Source organism: Vibrio sp. 10N.286.49.C3, assembly GCF_041469545.1.
Lineage (GTDB): Bacteria > Pseudomonadota > Gammaproteobacteria > Enterobacterales > Vibrionaceae > Vibrio > Vibrio tasmaniensis_A.
Genome location: NZ_JBFRKT010000002.1, coordinates 12,098 through 27,731 on the forward strand (window position 1 = coordinate 12,098; position 15,634 = coordinate 27,731).

General features: G+C 44.3%; 11 protein-coding genes. 6 read left to right on the forward strand and 5 right to left on the reverse strand.

What is annotated here, in order from left to right:
* Nucleotides 1-12: 12 nt before the first annotated feature.
* The 3 genes from AB4180_RS00400 to AB4180_RS00410 form a co-directional block, all read right to left on the reverse strand.
* On the reverse strand, nt 13-1,251 hold the full coding sequence (locus AB4180_RS00400) for an outer membrane protein transport protein (RefSeq protein WP_102249262.1): 1,239 nt from the start codon (nt 1,249-1,251) through the stop codon (nt 13-15).
* Between the two features lie 297 nt (nt 1,252-1,548).
* On the reverse strand, nt 1,549-2,277 hold the full coding sequence (locus AB4180_RS00405; RefSeq protein ID WP_017104011.1) for a DUF3379 domain-containing protein: 729 nt from the start codon (nt 2,275-2,277) through the stop codon (nt 1,549-1,551).
* A complete protein-coding gene (locus AB4180_RS00410; protein WP_009848515.1) occupies nt 2,270-2,818 on the reverse strand; it encodes a sigma-70 family RNA polymerase sigma factor in 549 nt (182 codons plus the stop codon). The genes AB4180_RS00405 and AB4180_RS00410 overlap by 8 nt, the downstream gene beginning before the upstream one ends.
* Nucleotides 2,819-3,377: 559 nt before the next feature.
* Between AB4180_RS00410 and fadI the strand changes: the two genes are divergently transcribed.
* Together fadI and fadJ are read left to right on the forward strand one after the other, a co-directional pair.
* The gene (fadI, locus tag AB4180_RS00415) at nt 3,378-4,685 is read left to right on the forward strand and encodes an acetyl-CoA C-acyltransferase FadI (RefSeq protein ID WP_009848514.1); all 1,308 of its coding nucleotides are present in this window, start codon (nt 3,378-3,380) and stop codon (nt 4,683-4,685) included.
* Entirely contained in the window at nt 4,685-6,931 is a 2,247-nt protein-coding gene (gene fadJ, locus AB4180_RS00420; protein WP_198592244.1) for a fatty acid oxidation complex subunit alpha FadJ, read from the forward strand. Before fadI ends, fadJ begins: the two co-directional genes overlap by 1 nt.
* 484 nt (nt 6,932-7,415) lie before the next feature.
* Here fadJ and AB4180_RS00425 read toward each other — a convergent pair whose 3' ends face one another.
* Nucleotides 7,416-10,193, reverse strand: a complete 2,778-nt coding sequence (locus tag AB4180_RS00425; RefSeq protein WP_102249263.1) for an insulinase family protein — start codon at nt 10,191-10,193, stop codon at nt 7,416-7,418.
* Between the two features lie 304 nt (nt 10,194-10,497).
* Here AB4180_RS00425 and sixA point away from each other — a divergent pair, with 304 nt between their 5' ends.
* Nucleotides 10,498-10,962 carry a phosphohistidine phosphatase SixA gene (gene sixA, locus AB4180_RS00430; RefSeq protein WP_012603460.1) on the forward strand — a complete coding sequence of 155 codons (465 nt, stop codon included), beginning with the start codon at nt 10,498-10,500 and terminating at the stop codon, nt 10,960-10,962.
* Between the two features lie 135 nt (nt 10,963-11,097).
* Here the strand turns inward: sixA and smrB are convergent, their stop codons facing one another.
* Nucleotides 11,098-11,628: an endonuclease SmrB gene (smrB, locus tag AB4180_RS00435; RefSeq protein ID WP_009848510.1), complete on the reverse strand. Its 531-nt coding sequence runs from the start codon at nt 11,626-11,628 to the stop codon at nt 11,098-11,100.
* Nucleotides 11,629-11,690: 62 nt separating this feature from the next.
* Here smrB and prmB point away from each other — a divergent pair, with 62 nt between their 5' ends.
* From prmB to AB4180_RS00450, 3 genes are all read left to right on the forward strand, one after another.
* Nucleotides 11,691-12,623, forward strand: a complete 933-nt coding sequence (prmB, locus tag AB4180_RS00440; RefSeq protein WP_009848509.1) for a 50S ribosomal protein L3 N(5)-glutamine methyltransferase — start codon at nt 11,691-11,693, stop codon at nt 12,621-12,623.
* A 261-nt stretch (nt 12,624-12,884) separates the two neighbouring features.
* Nucleotides 12,885-13,526 (forward strand): LysE family translocator, encoded by a 642-nt coding sequence (locus AB4180_RS00445; RefSeq protein WP_102249264.1) that lies wholly within the window; start codon nt 12,885-12,887, stop codon nt 13,524-13,526.
* A gap of 516 nt (nt 13,527-14,042) precedes the next feature.
* Entirely contained in the window at nt 14,043-15,500 is a 1,458-nt protein-coding gene (locus tag AB4180_RS00450) for a protein adenylyltransferase SelO (RefSeq protein ID WP_102249265.1), read from the forward strand.
* The last annotated feature ends 134 nt before the right edge of the window (nt 15,501-15,634 follow it).

The following is a 15,634-nucleotide window of genomic DNA, read 5'->3' on the forward strand; positions in this document are numbered from 1 at the left end:
GCTAACTTTATATTAGAAGCTGCGGCTGTACTGAAGACCTAATAGGATTGCATCAGCATGTGTCGTCGCTGTTAGTGGTGTCTTTGAAGAGTTTTCTGAAACTCTCACATCGTCACCTAACAAGTATGTAAAGCCGAAGTCTACGTTTGAAGCGGTGTCAATATGGTAAGTGAAACCAGCAGAGAACCACTGACGGTCAGAATCTGGTACAGAAATAGACGTCAGTTCATCTTGTGCACTGGTGTCATACATGTAACCGGTACGTAGTGTCCATGTATCGTTTAGGTAGTAAGTACCACCAATTGCGTAGTGCCAGCCATCTTGCCATTTGTATTCTTTATTGTAAGCGCCTTTGATCGCACCTTGAGATAGGTTCTGGAATTCGATCTGGTCGAAGTCACCCCAGCCGATCCATTGTACAGAGTAGTGAACTGCGAACTTAGTATCTTCAATTTTGTGGAAACCAGAGAATTCAGCGATGTCTGGTAGTGGTAGCGTGATCTCTTGGCCCTTGTCATCTTTAGCGGTGATTTCAGGGCTGTAACGGTAAGATAGACCAAAACGGTTGTTTTCATCTAGCTCATAAACGGTACCAACGTTAAAGCCAACAGCCCAACCATCAGCTTTGTCGACGTTTAATAAAGGAGTACCTAGAGGTACATTACCAGCTTGCATGCCTACACCAGAGGTGCGTTTCATCGTGCCTTGACCATAAATAAGGTCTAAACCTGCACCGAAGCTCCATTGGTCGTCTAGTCGGTAAGAACCTGCAAGACCAAAGTTGACGCTCTTAACATCCGTTAAGCCACCGTATTCAGCTGCCGGATAGTTGTCGTCAAACTCTGTTTTAGTACCGAAGTTTGAGTAGGCATTGATACCCCAAGCAAATTTATCATTTACTGGAACGATTAAGTGGATGTTAGGCGCGATAGATGTATCACCTACATCATCAGTATTATTTACTGGCACTTGACCACCAACGTAGTTAACGTCGTTGACTTCAATCATTGAAGTGATGCTTTCAAAACCAAGAGATAGCTCAGTTTTATCAAATAGTGCCATTGCTGCAGGGTTACGTGCCATTACTGACGCGTTATCTGCGATTACTGCATCACCAGCAAAAGCACGGCCGATGCCGGTTGCTGATTGTGCGTTAAGTTGGAAACCTGCTGCCATCGCTTGCGAAGATGCCAGTGTGATTGTTACTGCTAAAAGAGACTTTTTAAACAGACGCGTGTTGTTGGTAGTCATTCATTTATTCCTTTATATATCCGCCTCTACAGGGCGATTAATTTGAGCAATTGCTCAATGTTGGCTGATCCTATTCGGAAGTATACGATATACAAATCCGACCATTGGAAATTTTGAGGGTAAAATTATGGAAATGACGCCTATCTGGCACGAAAATGGAGAGAAATGCTGTTTTTTAGAGTTTTAACTCTAGAGGTATTGGTGTGGTGAATGGTTTTGCGATTTATTGATAAATAAAGCCCAGCAATATCAGTGATATACTTGCTGGGCCTTTTGTTACGGGGCTTTGAGAGCAAATTAGCTCATTGGTTTGATCATTTTTGTCAGCTTTTCGGCGATTTTAGAGACATCCTCGCCATCTTCCCCTACAAGGATCAAACTGCTGCCATCGATCGGTGTTACCGAGCCTGACATGCCTTTTTCATCAAAGTCGATAGACTTGTCAGTCGGAATGCCAGTTAAAAACAGCGTGACTTTGCCTTTTTCGCCTTGGAAAACCATGTGCATTGCGTTGGATTTGCCAAAACCACAGTGGTTCAGGTAATAGACGTGGTAAGGGAAGGCTTCATCAAACTGAAAAGCAAACGGGTTCATTTTTGCGTTGATTTGTTGAGATGATACATTTTCATCAAGTGCACTAACGAAGCTCTTTTCATCAACAACATGTTTCATTGCAGTATCCGCCAAGCTTGCTTGAGCTGGAGATACCAACGCGTTGCCCCAGTTGACTTGACCAACCAATAAACCTGCAACGAATGCCACAGAAGCAGCCATTGCCATCGCTCGTCGAGCAAACGTAGGCCTTACTACTTTGCTCTCTTCGCTTGAGGTCTGATTGAATAGGATACGATCTGCCAGATCGTCTGGCACATCCACATTCAATGCTGAATGGATTTGCTTATCAAGTGATAGTACATCGTCTAAGAAATTACTATTGGCTTCACTATTCGCTGCTGCATCAATAATGTCTTGTGTACGTTGCTTAGGTTCCGACAATACACGACGACGAAATTCCAAATCATCCATTATGTTGCCCCCTCTCTGCCTCTTCTGTATCCAGCATCTCTTTCAACTGATTTCGAGCTCTGAATAAACGTGTCATCACCGTATTTTTGTTAAGATCGAGAATATCGGCGATCTCATCACCACTAAAACCACCAATCACTTGTAAGAAGAGGGGTTCACGGTATTCGATTTCAAGTTTCATGATCTGCGCTTGCAACCATTGGTGTTGATGATGTGGGTCATCACTGATGCTAGCATCGTTACCATGATCGTCGATATCAACCAGATCAAATTGTTTGCGTTCAAAACGTCGAGCATTCTCGCGGCGCAAGATAGTAATCAGCCATGACTTTGCGGCTTTTTCATCTTGTAGGCTATCGAGTGACTTCCATGCACGAAGGCAAGTTTCTTGAACTAAATCTTCGGCAATGCTTTTGTCTTTGCATAGCCAATAGGCATAGCGAAAGAGGTCACGATGATAGGCGCGCACGAGTGCTTCGTATTTTCTTTGTTTGTCCATATCAGAGTTGACCGGACGCTTGGCTGTTTTCTTTCCAAACATTTTTATTATTGACACACGAGCCTCCATAATTGCTCTGCGTATAGCTGTCTTCTATACGTTGTGCTTCGTTATATATGCTGTTTCGTTTTTAGGGCTAACGTCGGCAGGAAGTCGTAAAATCACATTAAAATTGATCTACTTCAAAATTTAAGCCCTCGAAAACGCTATAGTACACCTTGTCGTCTAGTTAGTCATTCGTGGCTAGCATGTTGAGCAAGACGACACTTCCTTTTGAAGGCTGACTTTACTTTCTCCTAATCAGGAAACTGATTATTTCAATTGGCGTTAAGTTAATTGCTTTATATACATTCCGACCACACAGTTTTGTGTGGTTTTTTTTTGCCTCAAGAAAACCATTCCTTACATAGCGATAACAGCTTTGCTTGCAATAGTTTAGTATCTTACGACAACCTTTCCCTCAAAAAGGTTCGCCTGAATGTTCAGTTAGATTTTCAAGCAGTGGGATACTCGTATCACGTTTATTTAAACGCCTGTTTGATTTAATTAACAACTTGTTTACAATGCTTCAGGTCAGACCTCTTAACCTTAAGGAGAAACCATGGGCAAACAGGAAGTCAAAACGCGTTCTGGAGAACGTGTTGCCGTTGTCGCTGGACTACGAACCCCATTCGCTCGTCAGAGCACAGAATTTAGCCAAGTGCCTGCGGTTGACCTAGGCAAAATGGTGGTGAGCGAAATGCTTGCAAGAACTGATGTCGATCCTGCGCTTATCGAACAAGTCGTGTTCGGGCAAGTAGTGCAAATGCCAGAAGCACCGAACATTGCACGTGAAATCGTGCTGGGTACAGGCATGGACATTAATACTGATGCCTACAGTGTGACGCGAGCATGTGCGACTAGCTTCCAAGCTGCAGTCAACGTGACCGAGAGCATTATGGCTGGCACGATTGATGTTGGTATTGCGGGCGGCGCGGATTCTTCTTCTGTATTGCCAATCGGTGTTTCGAAAAAGTTAGCGGCGAACTTATTAGCACTGAGTAAAACGAAAACCATAGGTCAAAAACTGAAGATTCTTAAAACATTTTCAGTCAAAGATTTGATGCCAGTACCACCAGCAGTCGCAGAATACTCGACAGGTTTGTCTATGGGACAAACTGCTGAGCAGATGGCTAAGACACATGGTATTACTCGCGAAGCTCAAGATGCACTTGCTCACCGTTCTCACTCTTTGGCTTCTCAAGCATGGAAAGAAGGCAAGATTAAAGACGAAGTGATGACGGCATTCCCCGCGCCTTATAAAAAGTACCTAGCAGAAGACAACAACATTCGCCACGACTCGACGGTTGAAGGTTACGCTAAATTGCGCCCTGCATTCGACAGACAATACGGCAGTGTAACGGCAGCCAATGCCACGCCTCTTACCGATGGCGGTGCCGCAGTGATGTTGATGCGCGAAGGAAAAGCGAAAGAGCTAGGCTTAGAAGTGCTTGGTTACATTCGTGGTTACGCGTTCTCAGCGATTGGTGTTGAAACGGATATGCTGATGGGACCGACGTACGCGACCTCTCAAGTATTGAAGAACACAGGACTAGAATTATCAGACCTAACACTTATCGAGATGCACGAAGCGTTTGCAGCTCAAGTTCTGGCTAACGTCAAAATGTTCGCAAGCGATGAATTTGCTCAGAAGAATCTTGGCCGTGACAAAGCGATCGGTGAGATTGATATGGAGAAGTTCAACGTGCTGGGTAGCTCAATTGCTTACGGACACCCGTTTGCAGCGACTGGCGCGCGTATGATGACTCAGACACTGCGTGAACTTAAACGTCGTGGTGGTGGCCTAGCATTGAATACTGCTTGTGCGGCTGGTGGCTTAGGTGCAGCAATGATCTTGGAGGTGGAATAATGTCTACGACTCTTGATGTGAAAAAAGAAAAGAAAGCAGTCAAAAAAACGGGTTCAAAGCCAGTGACTGTATCTAAAAGTGATAAGACGGTTTCAAATGATGAAGCCGTAAAACCGGCGACCGCGTTTTCTTTAACTATCGATGACCAAGATATTGCATGGCTTGCGATCGATGTACCAAACGAAAAAATGAACACGCTACAAGCGGCATTTGCCGAAGAAATGAAAGCAATCTTCGAGCAGTTGAAGGAAAAGCAAAGCCGAGTTAAAGGCTTAATCGTTCATTCATTGAAGCCAGATAATTTTATTGCTGGCGCTGACGTACGAATGCTTGATGCTTGCAAGACAGCAGATGAAGCGCAATCTCTTGCTCGTCAGGGGCAGGAGATGTTCCAAGCACTTTCTGATTTGCCTTATCCTGTTGTTGCGGCGATTCACGGCCCATGTTTAGGTGGTGGCTTAGAGCTGGCACTATCGTGTGATTACCGCGTATGTACTGATTCAGATAAGACTCGCTTAGGTCTGCCAGAAGTCCAACTTGGTCTGTTACCAGGATCTGGTGGTACGCAACGTCTTCCTCGTCTTATCGGTTTACTGCCTTCTCTTGACCTTATTCTTACGGGTAAGCAACTGCGCGCTAAAAAAGCGAAATCGCTAGGTGTCGTGGATGCTTGTGTGCCAGAAACTATCTTGCTGGAAGTGGCTAAGAGCTTTGTTGAAAAGAACTCAGGCGGGAAAAAAGGTAAGCGCTTGGCGTCTAAAAGCCAAGCTTCGGCCAAAGAAAAACTAATTTCACGTACGGGTCTTGGTCGCAAGGTTATTTTTGAACAGGCTTCAAAGAAGACCAATCAGAAAACACGCGGTAATTACCCAGCCGCTGATGCGATTCTTGATGTGATTCGTTATGGCTTAGAGAACGGCTTTGATAAAGGTCTTCAGTACGAAGCGAAGCGTTTCTCTGAATTGGTGATGACCGCAGAATCCAAAGCCCTTCGTTCGATTTTCTTTGCAACGACTGAAATGAAAAAAGAACACGGCGCAGACGCAGAACCGAAAGCGGTTAAGCGTGTTGGTGTATTGGGCGGTGGTCTTATGGGCGCTGGTATCAGCCACGTCAGTGTTGCTAAAGCGAAAGTACCGGTTCGTATTAAAGATGTGTCTAATGAAGGTGTGCTCAATGCACTTAACTACAATTACAAGTTGTTCGATAAGCAACGTAAACGTCGTATTCTGAGCCGAGCTGGCCTTGAGAGTAAGATGTTACAACTGTCTGGTGGCATCGACTTTACGAGTTTTAACCACACGGATGTGGTGATTGAAGCGGTATTTGAAGATCTCGACCTTAAGCAATCAATGGTTGCAGACATTGAAGCCAATGCCAAGTCAGAGACTATCTTTGCGACCAACACGTCTTCACTGCCAATCCATAAGATTGCAGAGAAGGCGCAGCGACCAGAAAACGTAGTCGGTCTTCACTACTTCAGCCCAGCAGAAAAAATGCCACTGGTTGAAGTTATTCCTCATGAAACAACGTCAGAAGAGACGATTTCGACGGTTGTTGCATTAGCGAAGAAGCAAGGTAAAACACCGATTGTTGTTAAAGATACGGCTGGCTTCTACGTAAACCGTATTCTTGCTCCATACATGAATGAAGCTGCGCATCTGTTATTGGCAAATGAGCCGATTGAAAAGCTCGACAGCACGTTGCTGGACTTTGGTTTCCCGGTTGGCCCAATTACTTTGTTAGACGAAGTCGGTGTTGATATCGGTGCGAAGATCATCCCGATTCTAGTTAATGAATTAGGCGAACGTTTCCAAGGCCCTGATGTGTTCGACATTCTTTTGAATGACAACCGTAAAGGCCGTAAGAGTGGCAAAGGTTTCTACACTTACAAAGGTAAGAAGAAGGAAGTCGATAAGTCAGTTTACAAACTGCTTAAGCTGCAACCTGAACCTAAGCTAAGCGATAACGACATCGCAATGCGTTGTGTGTTACCGATGCTCAACGAAGCGGTTCGTTGTTTGGATGATGGCATTATCCGTAGCCCTAGAGATGGCGATATTGGTGCTATTTTCGGTATCGGCTTCCCGCCATTCCTAGGTGGTCCGTTCCGTTATATGGATCAAATCGGTATTAAGTCACTGGTAGAGATGATGAACGACTTCGCTAAGAAGTACGGTGATCGTTTTGCGCCATGTGATGGCCTACTGACACGTGCTGGATTGGATGAGTCTTTTTATAAGTAACTCTTTCGATTAGTAACTTTCTAGCACTTTGATTATAAAGCCCGTATCAAGCAATTGATGCGGGCTTCATTTTTATGGGAGTATTCGAGAGGCAGGAGATTCCCGATTCAGTCGCTCCTCCTTCTCGGGAATGACGGGGGTAGTGATGAGTTCTGTCGGGTAATGTTGGCCTGGTGTGGGAGATTCACGACTCAGTCGTTCCTCCTTCTCGGGAATGGCGGGGGAGGGTGATGTGTTCTGTAAGGTAGTGTTGGTTGGTGTGGGAGATTTCTAACTCGGTCGTTTCTCTTTTTGGGAGTGACGATTGAGATGTAACAAGTAAGCTATTGTGTTGATTAGGAAGGTGGTCAACACACCTCAATCAAAACTACCGTCATCTCCTAAAGCGACGAAGGAGCGTAATAGGAGATCTGCTCTTGTGCTGCATTCAATAAAAAAGGTTGATGCTTTCACATCAACCTTCTGATCTTTTTACTAAGAACGACTAACCAAGCTCACAGTCTTTAGGACGCAACTGAAACTCATCAATTGAGCCAATCTCCACACCTGCTGACAACTTCTCTTCTTCATTATGAGCGTTGCCGTGGGCATGCATAATCAGACGATTCGCTGTACGAGGTTTAAGTTGGCTAACCACAAAGCGCATCATGTCTGAGCGAGTCAGACCTTTGAGCTCTTCTAACACGCGATCCCTCTGATTGAATTCCAAATCCTTATTGCCTATCGCAACCCATAAGCGTTGAGCACGACCACGCAAGGTGGTATCTGGCGTTGAAATTTGATTCCAAAGACCGCGTTTACTGCTGTGCCATTGATAGTCGTTAAGCTCTAGCAATACCATGTAAAAGGCATTGAGGAACTCGTCTATGGAAGCCAACAGATCTGCTGGGGCTGCATTAGGCGATTGCACATACAACACAATACCTGGGTGTCGGTTCAATGGCATATTACCAGTGCCGACCATATAGCCTAGCTGCTGCTTAGTACGAATCTCGTGGAAGAAAGTGGCTGACATCAAGTGGTTGGCCAATGAATACAGTGCAATATTTGTAGGTGATATATCTGAACATTGGTAGTAAACCACAATGGCTGAGTCATCTTGATTACAGACCACTTCGCGTTGGAAACTACCGTTATCACCCAGCATGATTAAAGGGCGCAGTGACTCTTCGTAAGCCTGATCTTGAACACGCAGGGCATCTTTTAGCGTTTCAGCCATCTTGTTCGCATCGGCTTTTTTCCAGTCACCATACACAAACATTTCGACATGCAGTTCGGCCAAAATAGCTTGAACAAAAGAAGAAAGCTCGTCGACTTCTATTGTTTCCAGCGCTTCAATTAAAACGGAATAGGGCGGGTTGTTTGGCTGTAAGATTCCCGTCATCGCATTGAACAGCTGAGAAATAGGACGGTCTTGCGATGCGTTATTCCAGTTTCTGAGCAATTGATGCTTAATCGTTTCGAATCGTGTTGAACTAAAGTCGCGTGCTTGGAAACGTTCAAGAATCATATTGAGCAGCTGTGGCTGTTTCTCGCTAAATCCAGATAGAGTAAGTGTGACACCACCTTGATGGGTATACATGTTGTAGCCCATGCCAGCAATCTCAGCTTGATACGTATCTTTTTCAAGCGAGTCTAAGAACATCTCTACACACAAGCGTGTTTTAACGATGTTTCTCGGGGTGGCAACTGAGTGTGGGCTATCTATAGCGATATACACCACACCTTTTGGAACTCGAAATTGATGGTCTTGGAGGTGCCATAACTTAAAGCCGTCCAGCTCTTCTAACAGTTGTGGGTGCTTAGCGTCACCTTCGAGCTCTGCAGGGTCTAAGTCGTAGCAAATAAATGGGTTTCTGCTTGGGAGCTCAAACTGCCAGCCGGGGTTAATGCATGTAAAGCATTGAACTTGCTCAGCGCTAAATGGTGTGAGCGAATAGGGCGTAAAGTACCATTTCGCTTCTCTGTCATATTCGAACCCTTGAGCAACAATGGTGACCCGCATGTTGTCGACGGTTAAGTAAGGAAGCAGAGAACGTTGTAACTCTTCGTCGAAATGCGACATTTTGTAATCGCCATACACTACATCTTGCTCTTGGTAATGCTGCATGTTGATAACGAGATGGCTGACGACATCAAGTGGTCTTGAGGGCTCTTGAAAGCGGAAGGCTGATTCCAAAACAGCCCGTTTTTCGAGGTAACGCCACTCTTCAATACCTTGTTGTTCAATCAACTTAATGTACTGGAACACCGCTTGGATGATGTTATCGGTTTTGGTTAAACCTTCGATGGTTATTGAGCAACTGACTGTGAAATCACGATAGTTACTGCCACTTGCGCCGCCACCTGCGGAGAGGGAAGTAATCCAGCCTTTCTCTTTGAGTTGCATCATCAAACTGCCTTCGCCTTCGTAACCGATAAGGTGTGCAAAGAACGATAATGGTTTAATACCGTAGTGTTCATCCATGCTTGGCATTGGGAAGGTTAAGATAAGTTTGCGCACTTCTTTGATCGGTTTAACGTGTACTTGTACCCCCGTGCTTAATTCGCCAACAATCGGTACTTCAACCTTCTTGCCTTGTAGTTGGTGGTTGGTAATCGAGCTAAAACGCTCCTCAACCCAACTTTGCATCTCGTCTAATGATTGATTACCAGACAGCGTCAGTGTCATTAAGTCTGAAGAGTACTGCTGCTGGTGGAAAGCCAAGATCTCTTGTCGAATCGTCTCGCCGTTTCGGTCACCCAACGTATCGATATTACCGACAGAAAACTTCGAGAATGGGTGATTGTTATTCACCAGCTCTTTGGTCACTTGGTACAAGCGTCGCGAGTCGTCGTTGAGTTTCATTTTATACTCTGAATCAACGGCTTGGCGTTCTTTGTCTAAGGCTTCTTCGTTGAACAGGGGGGCAGTAAAAAATTGGCTGAAGCGATCGAGTGCATTTTCAAAGGCATTCAATTCAACATCAAAAAAGAAGCAGGTGTGTTCGGTTCCTGTCCATGCGTTGTTGCTACCGCCATGCTGGCTGATAAAACTTTGGAACTCTCCGACCTTTGGATACTTTTCAGTTCCCAAAAATAGCATATGCTCTAAGTAGTGAGCTAAACCCTCTCGGTCTGTAGGGTCATCAAAATGCCCGACATTAACGGCGAGTGCGGCTGCAGCTTTTTGAGCGTTCTGATCGTGAACTAACAGTACTCTCAACCCGTTATCTAATGTTAAGTAACGGTATTGATGTTCATCATTAGGGCTTAAATGCACAGATGCATCTCCAGAGAAGGTGGTTTTTAAATTATGTACGCGATGATTTAAGGTGCAAACCTCGCGATCATATTTTGGGATATGAAGTGCTTTTTGGCGACTTCTAAATCACTTTTATCGATTTTTATCAGTGATTTATTTTCTTTTAATAAGATTGTTAAGAAAGTCGAACTCTTTAGCAAGTGACTTGATATAATTATTTATATAGACTGCGGTTTCTCTAGTTTGAGAGCCAAACGCTAAGTAGCGTATCGCTGATATGGGATATATCGACTTTCGAAATGTTACGTAGACAGGACTGAACATGAAAATATTCATAATGCGCCACGGTGAAGCAGAACATTTTGCTAACTCGGATGCAGAACGAGCGTTAACGAAGCGCGGTAAAATGGCGTCTCTTGCGGTAGCACAAGCTGCAAATGAGCAAGGGTTTAGCCAGTTCGATAAAGTGCTTGTGAGCCCATACTTGAGGGCACAAGAAACGTGGTTAGAAATCTCTCAAGCGTTTTCTGGAAAGAAAGTAGAAACCTGTGATGATATTACGCCTTACGGAATGTCTGACGATGTGTTTGATTTGACCATAGCAATGGCTGAAGTAGAAAAGCTAGAGACCATTTTATTTGTTTCTCATTTACCTCTAGTGGGCTATTTAACGGCTGAATTTGCGACGGGCATGGCGCCACCTATGTTCCCAACCTCAGGGCTCGCGTGTATTGAATTCGACCTTGAAAAACAAAAAGGCGAGTTACTTTGGAACATCAATCCATAGCTGAGACCGTTTTCTCAAGATAAATTTAAGGGCATCTCATGATTATTGAGATGCCCTTTGTTGTTTCTAACGGATTATTTCGACCAAACGACAAGGTGCTGGACGTACTTTTTAGAATAAAGAGCAAGTCGATGGCTATTTATCTGGGATAGCAAGTAAAACCAGTAGCGCCCCATGGCCACCGAACTCTAAAGGTGCTTGGTGAAAAGCCATCACATCTGGGTGCTGTGCTAACCACAAAGGCACTTTCTGTTTAAGGATGTGTTTACCAATGCCGTGCTGTACACAGGCACAAGCTACGCTCTCTTTAACGCAGTGCGCAATCATCGCGCCAAGTTCACGTTTGGCTTCTTGCTGCGTCATACCGTGCATATCAAGATATACATCCGGTACATAGACACCACGACGTAAGCGCTTCACCTCATATTTAGAGACATCATCGCGCGCATAACGTGTAGGCCCCTCTTCGCTAAGATGCGGAATGAACTCATCCGAGAAATAAAACTCGCTATCACTGGCTTGTCTTGCCGTTCGAGTAATTTCTTTTTGCTTGGCATTTCTTTTTGGCTGCTGGACTATGGTATCCTGTTGCAACTTTTTAACGCCCTTTACTGCATCGTTGAACAGGGCGAAATCGTCATCGAAGTCGGTGTCTTTTTTGCTCATCAGGTTATGAATTCTAATTAGAAACGTAATTAGCAGTATTGTAGCGCTTTTCGGAGACAATTTTGGATAAGATTTTTGTAGAAGAAGCGGTATCAGAACTACACACGCTTCAAGATGTGATTCGTTGGACTGTTAGTCGCTTTAACGCAGCGGGCCTATTTTATGGTCACGGCACTGATAACGCGTGGGATGAGGCGGTACAACTAATTTTACCTACTCTTTATCTACCGATTGATGTTCCTTCGCATGTGATGAACTCTCGTCTAACAAGTAGCGAACGTCTGCGTATTGTTGAGCGCGTAATCAAGCGTATCAATGAGCGTACACCAACGGCTTACTTAACCAATAAAGCTTGGTTCTGTGGCCTTGAGTTCTTCGTTGATGAGCGCGTTCTTGTGCCTCGCTCTCCAATTGGTGAGCTGATCGAAGCTCAATTCCAACCTTGGTTAATTGAAGAGCCAACTCGCATCATGGATATGTGTACGGGTAGTGGTTGTATTGCTATTGCTTGTGCTCATGCATTCCCTGACGCAGAAGTAGATGCGATTGATATCTCTACAGACGCACTGCAAGTTGCAGAGCAGAACGTTCAAGATCACGGCATGGAGCAGCAAGTGTTCCCAATCCGTTCAGATCTTTTCCGTGACTTGCCAAAAGAGAAATACAACCTGATCGTATCTAACCCACCTTACGTGGACGAAGAAGATATGAACAGCCTGCCAGATGAGTTTACTCACGAGCCAGAACTTGGCCTAGCAGCGGGTACAGACGGTCTGAAATTGGTTCGTCGTATCTTAGCTAACGCACCAGACTACCTAACTGATGACGGTATTCTTATCTGTGAAGTGGGCAACTCAATGGTTCACATGATGGATCAGTACCCAGAGATTCCATTCACTTGGATTGAATTCTCTAACGGTGGTCATGGCGTATTCATGATCACTCGTGAGCAGCTTGTTGCTTGCGCGGATGAGTTCTCTATCTACAAAGACTAGGTTACTGTTAGTCGTTAGCTTAGGGATTTGGCTTAGAGATTAGGCTGGAAACTTAAGGTTAGAACCTGATAAGACGTTCTATTTGAAACGTTTGAATTTAAACGCCATGCAGCAATGCATGGCGTTTTTTATTGCCTACATTTTGGATATCGTACTTAGCGTTGAGGATTCGTTGCATATTATTTAGTTGCTTAATGTGAATAACTATCACATATTGATGGTCAATGTTTAGTCGTTTTAGTGAGTTAAGGAGAATTCGCGATGAGCTTTGATACATGGATTTATTATTTATTAGCGGTGCTGATTTTGACAGCTTCGCCCGGGCCAAGCTCTTTATTATGCATGACCAAAGGTGTGCAATCAGGCTTTAAGTTATCGATATTTACCGCCTTGGGTAGCGTGACTGCCATTACCGGAATCCTTACGTTATCTTTTACCGGTTTAGGGGTGATTATTGCTTCGTCAGAAGTGGTGTTTAATATCATTAAGTGGACGGGTGCTGCTTACCTTATTTATCTCGGTTGGAAGTCGCTACGGTCGAGTCAGCAAGATTACGACAAGCTATCGAATCAACAAGCAGGCTCTCAACCTGTTAATGAAAGTGCTGCGCAGCATTACTTAAGTGGCTTCATTGTTGGTGCGAGCAATCCCAAAGCTATTCTATTTTTTACCGCACTTTTTCCTCAGTTTATTGACCCATCGATAGCGCTATTTCCTCAATTTTTGGTGTTCGCTTTGACCTTCGTTGTGATGGAATTGTCTTGGTTACTGGTTTATGCCTACCTAGGTGCGAAATCATCAAATTGGTTGTTTGCTAAAGGTAGAGCCAAGGTTTTTAATCGTGTGACTGGTGGTGTCTTTATCGGTGCTGGGGCGCTGCTTTCTACTACAAGCAGAGCGTAATTTTCAATTTATCAAAGGCCTGAATAGTTACAGAAAATTATTCAGGCTGTAATAAAAGGTTAATATTAATGTGCTTGCTGATATCGGCATAAAGTCGATATATTGGTGTTACACCATCACATTCTCAGGAGAGATATATGCAGCATCAAGAAATGATTCAACACAGTAATTTTGGCGTAATCAGTCGTACTTGGATTTTCTCTACCCTTTCTCTTCTGGGTATTCTTGCTCTAATGTAGTCAGCTTCATGGCTCTATATTTTCAGTTTTATTATGAATATACTTTTCAAAAAGTCTTCAAAGTTAGAACTCTTACACTCGTAAATGTGGCTCTTCTCATCAGGCTAGCCACTTAACCTTTTCTTAGCTGTACCTTCCTCTCAGTAACCTTTTTCTCTGAATAATCTCTTTGTCTCATTAACCCCTTTATCTCAATAGACTCACTGCATAACCTGATCTGAAGTTGTTATCAAACTGTGATAATCTTAAGTTATCTTTTATCTACAGTGTATCTCTCATGTCTGTCTGGGATTCTATTTCATTTAACAATCGATTTATGGCATTACCTCGACTGTTCTATACCCCAATTCAACCTACACCGTTAAACAATGTCCAATGGCTCGCATGGAACCATAACCTTGCGAACGAACTAGGCTTTCCGTCATTTGAATGCACTTCCGAGGAGTTGCTTGAGACGTTATCAGGCAATGTTGAACCTGAGCCATTCTCGCCAGTAGCAATGAAATACGCAGGCCACCAGTTTGGCTCTTATAACCCTGATTTAGGTGATGGAAGAGGGCTGTTATTAGCTCAAGTTGTCGCGAAAAGTGGTGAAACGTTCGACTTACACCTTAAAGGTGCGGGTAAAACTCCCTATTCTCGTATGGGCGATGGTCGTGCTGTTATTCGATCAACGGTTCGTGAGTATCTATGTAGCGAAGCGATGGCGGGGCTTAATATTCCCACAACTCGCGCATTGGCGATGATGACCAGCGACACACCCGTTTATCGAGAGAAACAAGAGTGGGGCGCATTGCTGGTGCGTGCTGCTGAGTCACACATCCGTTTCGGTCACTTTGAACATCTGTTTTATACCAATCAGTTGGCAGAACATAAATTATTGGCCGATAAAGTCATCGAATGGCACTTCCCGAAATGCCTCGATGAAGAGAAATCCTATGCTGCTATGTTTAATCAGATTGTTGATCGCACTGCGGAAATGGTCGCGCTGTGGCAAGCGAATGGTTTTGCTCATGGGGTGATGAACACCGATAACATGTCGATCATAGGGCAAACCTTTGATTATGGCCCGTTCGCCTTCTTAGATGAATATGACCCTCGCTTGATCTGTAATCACTCCGACTATCAAGGTCGTTATGCCTTTAATCAGCAGCCTAGAATTGGATTATGGAATTTGTCGGCACTGGCTCACTCGCTTTCGCCGCTGGTGGATAAAGCCGATCTAGAGGCCGCGTTAGAACAGTACGAGCCACAAATGAACGGTTATTTCAGTCAGCTGATGCGCCGTAAGTTAGGATTGCTTTCGAAACAAGAAGGTGACAGCCGTTTGTTTGAATCTATGTTTGAGTTGATGTCGCAAAACAAAGTCGACTACCCAAGATTCTTTAGAACGTTGTCGAACCTAGATACATTGCTGCCGCAAGACGTGATTGATTTGGTTATCGACCGCGAGGCCGCAAAGCTATGGGTGGATAACTACTTGCAACGCTGCGAATTAGAAGACAGTTCAGTGACAGAGCGCTGTGAAAAGATGAGACAGGTGAACCCTAAATACATCCTCAGAAATTACCTAGCCCAGCTTGCGATAGATAAAGCTGAGCGCGGTGATAGCAGCGATATTGATGCACTAATGGTGGTGCTGGCAGACCCTTATGCGGAACATCCTGACTACGAACATCTTGCTGCCTTGCCGCCTGAGTGGGGCAAAGCAATGGAAATCAGCTGTTCCTCTTAATCTCCTATGATTCTTTGAGTCGCTAAGTACAGGTAGAGGTCACTAAGATGTGATCTTTATCTGTTTGTTCGTCTAACTTTACAAACATGTCAATAATCAAATAATCGGCCAGCCTATACACTATGTGAATAAGT

What these genes read in the sequence shown, in the direction of transcription:
- AB4180_RS00400 (WP_102249262.1), bottom strand. Translation starts at nt 1,251, where the DNA reads ATGACTACCAACAACACGCGTCTGTTTAAAAAGTCTCTTTTAGCAGTA.
- AB4180_RS00405 (WP_017104011.1), bottom strand. Translation starts at nt 2,277, where the DNA reads ATGGATGATTTGGAATTTCGTCGTCGTGTATTGTCGGAACCTAAGCAA.
- AB4180_RS00410 (WP_009848515.1), bottom strand. Translation starts at nt 2,818, where the DNA reads ATGTTTGGAAAGAAAACAGCCAAGCGTCCGGTCAACTCTGATATGGAC.
- fadI (WP_009848514.1), top strand. Translation starts at nt 3,378, where the DNA reads ATGGGCAAACAGGAAGTCAAAACGCGTTCTGGAGAACGTGTTGCCGTT.
- fadJ (WP_198592244.1), top strand. Translation starts at nt 4,685, where the DNA reads ATGTCTACGACTCTTGATGTGAAAAAAGAAAAGAAAGCAGTCAAAAAA.
- sixA (WP_012603460.1), top strand. Translation starts at nt 10,498, where the DNA reads ATGAAAATATTCATAATGCGCCACGGTGAAGCAGAACATTTTGCTAAC.
- smrB (WP_009848510.1), bottom strand. Translation starts at nt 11,628, where the DNA reads ATGAGCAAAAAAGACACCGACTTCGATGACGATTTCGCCCTGTTCAAC.
- AB4180_RS00445 (WP_102249264.1), top strand. Translation starts at nt 12,885, where the DNA reads ATGAGCTTTGATACATGGATTTATTATTTATTAGCGGTGCTGATTTTG.
- AB4180_RS00450 (WP_102249265.1), top strand. Translation starts at nt 14,043, where the DNA reads ATGTCTGTCTGGGATTCTATTTCATTTAACAATCGATTTATGGCATTA.